At 44.3% G+C, this 6623-nt stretch carries 6 protein-coding genes, 1 tRNA gene and 1 pseudogene; 3 read left to right on the top strand and 5 right to left on the bottom strand.

Features of this window, described 5'->3' with window-relative positions:
* Positions 1–164, bottom strand: a pseudogene (locus tag F6K52_RS29660) (anti-sigma factor); the annotation flags it as partial.
* Between the two features lie 3 nt (positions 165–167).
* A complete protein-coding gene (locus tag F6K52_RS29655) occupies positions 168–1853 on the bottom strand; it encodes a SpoIIE family protein phosphatase (protein WP_293087235.1) in 1686 nt (561 codons plus the stop codon).
* A gap of 97 nt (positions 1854–1950) precedes the next feature.
* On the opposite strand from F6K52_RS29655, the gene F6K52_RS29650 reads away from it, so the two are divergent.
* Complete coding sequence (locus F6K52_RS29650; protein WP_293087227.1) at positions 1951–3543, top strand: Na+/H+ antiporter; 1593 nt, start codon at positions 1951–1953, stop codon at positions 3541–3543.
* Positions 3544–3611: 68 nt separating this feature from the next.
* Complete coding sequence (locus tag F6K52_RS29645) at positions 3612–3908, top strand: Dabb family protein (RefSeq protein ID WP_293087224.1); 297 nt, start codon at positions 3612–3614, stop codon at positions 3906–3908.
* Positions 3909–4164: 256 nt separating this feature from the next.
* Here F6K52_RS29645 and F6K52_RS29640 read toward each other — a convergent pair whose 3' ends face one another.
* The gene (locus tag F6K52_RS29640; protein ID WP_293087221.1) at positions 4165–4329 is read right to left on the bottom strand and encodes a ribbon-helix-helix protein, CopG family; all 165 of its coding nucleotides are present in this window, start codon (positions 4327–4329) and stop codon (positions 4165–4167) included.
* A 421-nt stretch (positions 4330–4750) separates the two neighbouring features.
* On the opposite strand from F6K52_RS29640, the gene F6K52_RS29635 reads away from it, so the two are divergent.
* Positions 4751–4823, top strand: a tRNA-Thr gene (locus F6K52_RS29635).
* A gap of 24 nt (positions 4824–4847) precedes the next feature.
* On the opposite strand, the gene F6K52_RS29630 is transcribed toward F6K52_RS29635, so the two are convergent.
* The gene (locus F6K52_RS29630; protein ID WP_364420335.1) at positions 4848–5579 is read right to left on the bottom strand and encodes a molybdenum cofactor guanylyltransferase; all 732 of its coding nucleotides are present in this window, start codon (positions 5577–5579) and stop codon (positions 4848–4850) included.
* Complete coding sequence (locus F6K52_RS29625; protein WP_293087218.1) at positions 5533–5994, bottom strand: pentapeptide repeat-containing protein; 462 nt, start codon at positions 5992–5994, stop codon at positions 5533–5535. The genes F6K52_RS29630 and F6K52_RS29625 overlap by 47 nt, the downstream gene beginning before the upstream one ends.
* Between the last annotated feature and the right edge of the window lie 629 nt (positions 5995–6623).

Genomic DNA, 6623 nt, shown 5'->3' with positions numbered 1-6623 from the left:
CGAACTACGTTAGAGTAAGCTTCCACTAACACCAATCGCAAACGATTGGATAGACTAGGCCAATCAACACGATTTCCGAGTTCAACCTGCAAAATCCCTAGAAACCAGTTTTCGACAATGCTCAAAAACTTCAGGTCACTCGGTATCTGTAGTTCTGTTTTCATCCACTACAATATCTCCAGAGATACTAGGGTTTGGTCGTCTTCCTGAATCGGGTTGGTACGCTCTCGAATCCGAGCTAAGAAATTACTAAGGTCAAACGGAGCAGGTTCCTGAAGCAGAAGCTCCCAAAGACCGGATGACTCAAGCCTAGAAGTGGTGCTGGTTGACCCGTTGGATGAACGACCTGTCACTGGATTCAGGGTTGCTTCGGTAATTCCATCACTTGTTAGTAGCAGGATGCTACCTGAATTTAATCTTAAATGTCCTGATTCCGCCTGCCAAATTGGCAAAATTCCCAAGGGAATACCCCGAACCTCTAGGTAAGTCGGCTCTGGAGTTTTTGACTCTGAGTGTTCTTGGACTACTTGCTGATCAGACCAAACCATAGGATAGGTATGACCAGCATTAGCGTAAACCAACTGTTGTTTGTCAGGGGTATAACGAGCCAACACCAGGGTAATAAAACGGTTGGTATTATAAAGGTCATCTGACATGGTGTGGTTAAGATTTTGGATCACTGTTTTTGGGTCTGGGGATGTTTCTTGAGCAAGTTCCCGTCGTAACATCGACATGGCACTGGTCATAAATAAAGCAGCAGGTACGCCTTTACCGGATACATCTCCAACTGCTAGCCATATATCTCCTTGGGGATGAACATAGACTTCAAAAAAATCCCCACCAACCTGTCGCGCTGGGGTGCAGTGAGCTTGCACTCGCACCTGTTCCATATCTGGCCAACTCTGACGCAGCAAATTACTCTGAATCTGGCGAGCTACATCTAGTTCATCCCGCATCTGCTGAGCCTGTAACTGGGTGCGTTGCAGTAGTTTTGCCTGAGAAATCGCTAACGCTGCTTGTTTAGCAACGGCTTCTATCAGCTGGATATCTTCTGTATTCCAAGACCCCTCACTCTTTTGCTGGTATAGACACAACACCCCTAAGATCTGTTGTTGGTCCGGTAGGGGAACGATCAAATGCACCGAATTCTGACCATCCCTGGTTTCTTGCCACAACTTAGTTTCGGGTTTCTCTAATACCTGTTGTATCATCAAATCAGCATTAGGGATATGAGGTGTATTGCCATCCCCAGAAACCTTGTAGGTGAAACATTCTGGTGTGAGTTGGTTGAACTCTACCGGTCGCAGGATACAAGCGGTAGCATCAAAGGCTTGACCCATGGTGGTCACTACCTTTTGCAGTAGATTACTATAATCTAGGGATTCTCGAATTGCCGTTGTCACCATATTGAACAATTCTTCCCGTCGTAAAGCCCGAGAAAGTTCCCTGGTTCTTTTTTTTAGCACTTGGTAAGTTTCAGCAGCTTGTCGCACCACTGCTTTTAGTTCCTCACCCTGCCAAGGCTTTGTGATGTACTTATAGACCTGACCTGAGTTAATTGCTGCCACCAAATCTTCTATATCTGTGTAGGCAGTCAACAGGATGCGAATTGTATCTGGAAAACGCTCTACTGTCCTGCTTAAGAATTCTGTGCCATTCATTCCCCCTAGGCGCTGATCTGAGATAATAATCGCCATCTCTCCTTCAGTGTCCAAAATATCTAAAGCGGTTATGGCATCATTAGCTCTGAACACTTGAAATTTTCGGCGGAAGGTTCTGTAAAGTAGATCTAAGTTGTCAGACTCATCATCTACTACCATCAATTTCAGTTTGTCTTGATTTCCCTGACTCATCACTAATTTTGCGTGGGTTTGGGGAAAACCGAAAACCCCTGTGATTTTAGGCATGGGCAAGAGGCTTTCCCTTTTGAGTTTATCTTGGAGTTTCTGTATGTCCCTAGAGTCCACTGTTGGCGAAGTCGCCATTAAGCAAAACCTCGAACAGTTTCTCCTAGTGCTGTCGGTGTCTTTGAGTGTGGCAACCTTATCTCGGATCTTTTCCTGGTTCCGTAAAATTCCTTACACCCTATTACTAGTAATTGTTGGGTTAGCCTTGGCCTTTGTGGATGTCCGACTGGTTAACTTATCACCAGAACTGATTCTGGAAATTTTCCTACCCCCCCTACTCTTTGAAGCCGCTTGGAATATCCGCTGGCGCGACTTACGACGGGATTTGGTACCGGTGAGTCTATTTGCGATCGCTGGGGTAATTATTTCCGTAGTTGGCATTGCCTTTGCTATCAATCAGCTGACAGGACTACCCCTGAGCATTGCTTTATTGGTTGGAGCTAGTCTTTCTGCCACTGACCCAGTTTCAGTTATTGCCCTATTTCGGGAATTGGGTGCGGATAAACGGCTGAAAACGCTGATGGAGGGGGAAAGCCTATTTAATGATGGGGTAGCGGTGGTTGCTTTTAGTTTATTAGTCGGACTACCCCTAGGACTAGAAGAATTTTCCATTGCCACTAGTGTTGCCCGTTTCTTAGGGTTTGTCGGAATTGGAATTGGCATCGGTTGCATCATTGGTTTTGGAATTTCCTACGCCACCCAACGCTTTGATTTACCCCTGGTGGAGCAATCCCTGACCTTGGTTTCTGCTTATGGCACTTATTTAATTGTGGAGGAACTAGGGGGATCCGGTGTGATTGGGGTAGTCACCGTTGGGGTGATCTTGGGCAATTTTGGCTCCCGCATTGGTATGAACCCCCGTACCCGGTTGATTGTCTCTGAGTTTTGGGACTTTTTAGCCTTTTTCGTGAACTCGATTGTCTTTCTACTGATTGGTGACCAAATTAAAATAGCTAGTTTAGGGCAAAATATCAAATTAATTGCGGTTACTATCTTGGCTGTACTACTCACCAGAGCGATCGCAATTTATGGTTTGGGCGCACTCAGCAATATCTTGGCCAACTCTCAAATTGGTTGGCGGGAACAAACCGTCCTATGGTGGGGTGGTTTGCGAGGTTCAGTTTCCATTGCTCTGGCCTTAAGTGTGCCAGTTGTGTTAGAAGGACGACAAGATATTATCGAAACTGTGTTTGGCGTGGTACTGTTTACCCTGCTAGTCCAGGGGTTAACCACTCGATGGTTTCTCGAAAAGCTAAATTTAATTGGTGACCAACCCCTACGTCAGCAATATTCTGAAGTTCTTGCCCGTCGCATCGCCCTGAATCGGGTCAGAAATTATCTTGAGGAGGGCTTAAACACCACAGAAATCGATTCGGACCTGTGGCGCTATCAAACCAAACTTATCGATTCCCAACTAACAACGATAAACAATGAAATTAAGGAGTTACGGAGTAACCACCCTGAACTCGAAACTCTTGAGCTTGAGCAACTTCAAGAAACCATGTTAGATATTGAAGCCGATACCTACGCCGAATTTATTCGTTCTGGACGGCTCAATGAAAACCTTTCACCGATTATGCAGCAGGCACTTATTGAGGCAGATCATAAAACCATTGAGATTGAGAATGTGAGCTAATTGTGGAATGATTAAAGGTAATTTAGAACAGTCTGGGGCGAAAGGAATTTAGGAACGTTTAAGTAAAGATGATCGAGCATATTGTTTTGTTCAAGTGGAAAGAAGACGCTTCACCGGATGCGATCGCATTAGCTATGAATGGACTCCTGGCGATGAAAGACCAAATTCCTGGGATTGTAGAACTTTCCTGTGGAGAGAACTTTTCCGAGAGGTCTCAGGGATTTCAGCATGTGTTGAGAGTGCAACTTCTCGATTGCGACGCTCTGAGTACCTATGCGGATCACCCAGTCCACCAGGAAGTAATCGAGAAGTATATCAAACCGATCCGAGGAGACGTCATGGCAGTGGATTACGAAGTTAAGTAGCCTCCAAGATAGAGGATAGGAGCTGAGGGTTTGTGGGGTGTGGGGTTTGGGGTGTGGGGTTTGGGGTTTGGGGTAGCTGTACACATAAATCCAGAAGCGATGCAGCAAGGGAACAGGGGGAAATCCCCATGAGCAAGTGCATTAAGACAATGATTGCCTTAGTTCCAAAAAAAAGTTTTTCCTAAATCCTAAACCCTAAACCCTACACCCTACACCCCACACCCCACACCCCACATCCCACACCCCACACTGTTCATTAGTCCTTGGGTGGTATGTCTTCTGCCTGCTCAGCTTTTTTAATGGCTCGTTTAAGAATTAGTACTGCCATTTGGGACAAGGAGCGCTCTTCGGCATCTGCCAATCGTTGAAGCGCTTCTTTGTCTTTTTCTTCCATATAGAGAGTTACAGTTACTTTAGCCATATCATTAATAATAATTTTTACTCTGGGTTTTTACCCAAATAAACATAAATTAACACAAATAAAAAGAAACTATATGTTATTCCATAAATTGTAATAGAAAGCTTTCTGCACACCCAATCGATAGGTAGCTTTCTCCGTAAGCAAGAGCGCAAGTTAACTAGGGTCGGGTCTGGGGAGCTATCAGTCCCGTGCTGTAACGGTTGGGGTCAGCGTCGGTAGGATGTGACTAGGACCTTCAAAAAATATTGCTAAACATCATCCGATCACCAGCGTGATTGTGGAGTGTGGCGTTTAGGGTCTGGGGTGATGTTTAGCTTTGACTAGCTCCTTAGTCACTAGTCGTGTTATACTTAACCTGTTGCCTACTATTATAATTAGTGTTATACTGGTTGTTGTGTTAGGTGTTATACTAAAAAAGATTGCTGGTGTAGCTCAGTTGGTAGAGCAGCTGATTTGTAATCAGCTGGCCGCGGGTTCGAATCCTGTCACCAGCTTATGACAACAATAGTTATATGTACTTAGTCCTGTATTTCCAACTGTTCTAGGTCAGCAGGGGTATTGCAGTTAAAAAATTGCCTAGTGTCAGTGACTAGCAACTCCTGTACTGGATGCTGGGCCAACCAACGCTGAAATGACCGTCCCCCTTGATTGATAAACTCAGTGAGGCTCGGTAGACACTGGCGTCGGTAAAAGCCGCACAGGGGTTCCCAGCCCTTGGGGTTCCGTGGCAATAGTGCTATCCCGTAGCGTGACTTTTCGTCAATCGCATTTTCCCGAGTCTGCTGCAACTGCTTGACCCAACCTTGCACAACCTCAGCTTTTAATTGGGGTAAATCACAAGCAAGTAACAGTACCCAATCTGTTTCAACATGAGCTAATCCTTGAGCAAATCCTACCAAAGGACCATGAGGTGTGGTCTGTTCTGGTAATGGGACTTCCTGAATAACACGACAAGTCTCAGGTAAGATATCCACGTATCGTTCTGGCCAGGGAGTGACTATATAGACTTGACCCGAGACTTGACCCGAGACTTGACCAATACAGCTGAGGGCAACATCACACACTCTGCGCAATAAGGGGACACCCTCGACCGGAATCAAAGCTTTATCCCTACCCATACGAGAGCTTAGCCCTCCTGCAAGGACAATCCCTGAGAGGGGTAAGTGGTAATTAGTACTTGGCATAGCGCTGCCCATGGCTTGGTCAGGAACAGGCAAGCATTCCAGAACGTAGACTCGGAGACTCCTCAAAGATTGCCCCTCGTCGCTTTAGGTCATGCTTGAGATCCTTAGAAATTCCTAAGTTATCTCCAAACTGAGTACTGTTTACTCGACTACCAATTAGGTTGGCATTACTCAGGTTAGCACCACCTAGGTTAGCACGACTGAGGTCAGTACGACTCAGATAAGTACCCATCAAGTTGGCATCACTGAGGTTAGCATCACTGAGATCTGCACATCTGAGGTAGGCACGACTCAAATCAGCTCCGTTGAGCAGGGCACCCTTGAGATTGGCATCACTTAGGTCAGCTCTGCTTAAGTCAGCACCCCTTAAATCAACACCCCTGAGGTCAGCACCCCTTAAGTTGGCATCCTTGAGGTCAGTGCTAAGTGAATTGTCAGTTGGCTCTAGAGCAACACCCTTAATTAGTTCAAGGAATTCCATTTACTACTCAAAATACACTCTGAAATACATGAATACAACTATGAAATGCTCAGCACCCTGATGGCATCAACGGCTTTGGTTGATCACTTAGATTTATTGTCGAATTAAATTAACTCAAATTCTAATGAAAAACCAGTGGGTGTTTCACTAAATTGCTAATTTTTACGACATATTGCTTATTTTTTATAATATATGTCGTAGATTTAATTTTCAACTATTTAGCGTCAATTAGTAATTGATTAACTAGTTATTTAATAATTAGATAATTTACATTTTATTTGTAAACATATTCCCTTAAATAAAGCCCAGAAGCCTTAGCCCAGAAGCCATAGTGAATCAAATTTATAGGGATTATTGGTAATCAAAACAACTGTAATCCTTGTTTACAATTCATTTGTAAGTACTTTAGTTAAACGACTTTTGCCAACCCTAAATGGTTTCACCGATGACCATAATGTTAAGTTTTTATTAAGTAATTATTAAAATTAAGTAATTTGTGAAACTTGCAATATAGCAATCATTATCGATTCGTGAAAAATCCTCTCACCAAAACCGTAAATCTGTGATCTAATATACCTTTTGCCAAAGTATTTAGGTAAGCATTTAGCCGTGAGCTGTCAGCCGTGAGA

The organism is Moorena sp. SIO3H5, from assembly GCF_010692395.1.
Classification (GTDB): domain Bacteria; phylum Cyanobacteriota; class Cyanobacteriia; order Cyanobacteriales; family Coleofasciculaceae; genus Moorena.
Note: the sequence above shows the minus strand (reverse complement) of the source record. Positions and strands in the feature narration are given on the sequence as shown.

Coding starts and splice junctions, on each gene's coding strand:
- F6K52_RS29655 (WP_293087235.1), bottom strand. CDS start 1,853: ATGAGTCAGGGAAATCAAGACAAACTGAAATTGATGGTAGTAGATGAT.
- F6K52_RS29650 (WP_293087227.1), top strand. CDS start 1,951: ATGTCCCTAGAGTCCACTGTTGGCGAAGTCGCCATTAAGCAAAACCTC.
- F6K52_RS29645 (WP_293087224.1), top strand. CDS start 3,612: ATGATCGAGCATATTGTTTTGTTCAAGTGGAAAGAAGACGCTTCACCG.
- F6K52_RS29640 (WP_293087221.1), bottom strand. CDS start 4,329: ATGGCTAAAGTAACTGTAACTCTCTATATGGAAGAAAAAGACAAAGAA.
- F6K52_RS29625 (WP_293087218.1), bottom strand. CDS start 5,994: ATGGAATTCCTTGAACTAATTAAGGGTGTTGCTCTAGAGCCAACTGAC.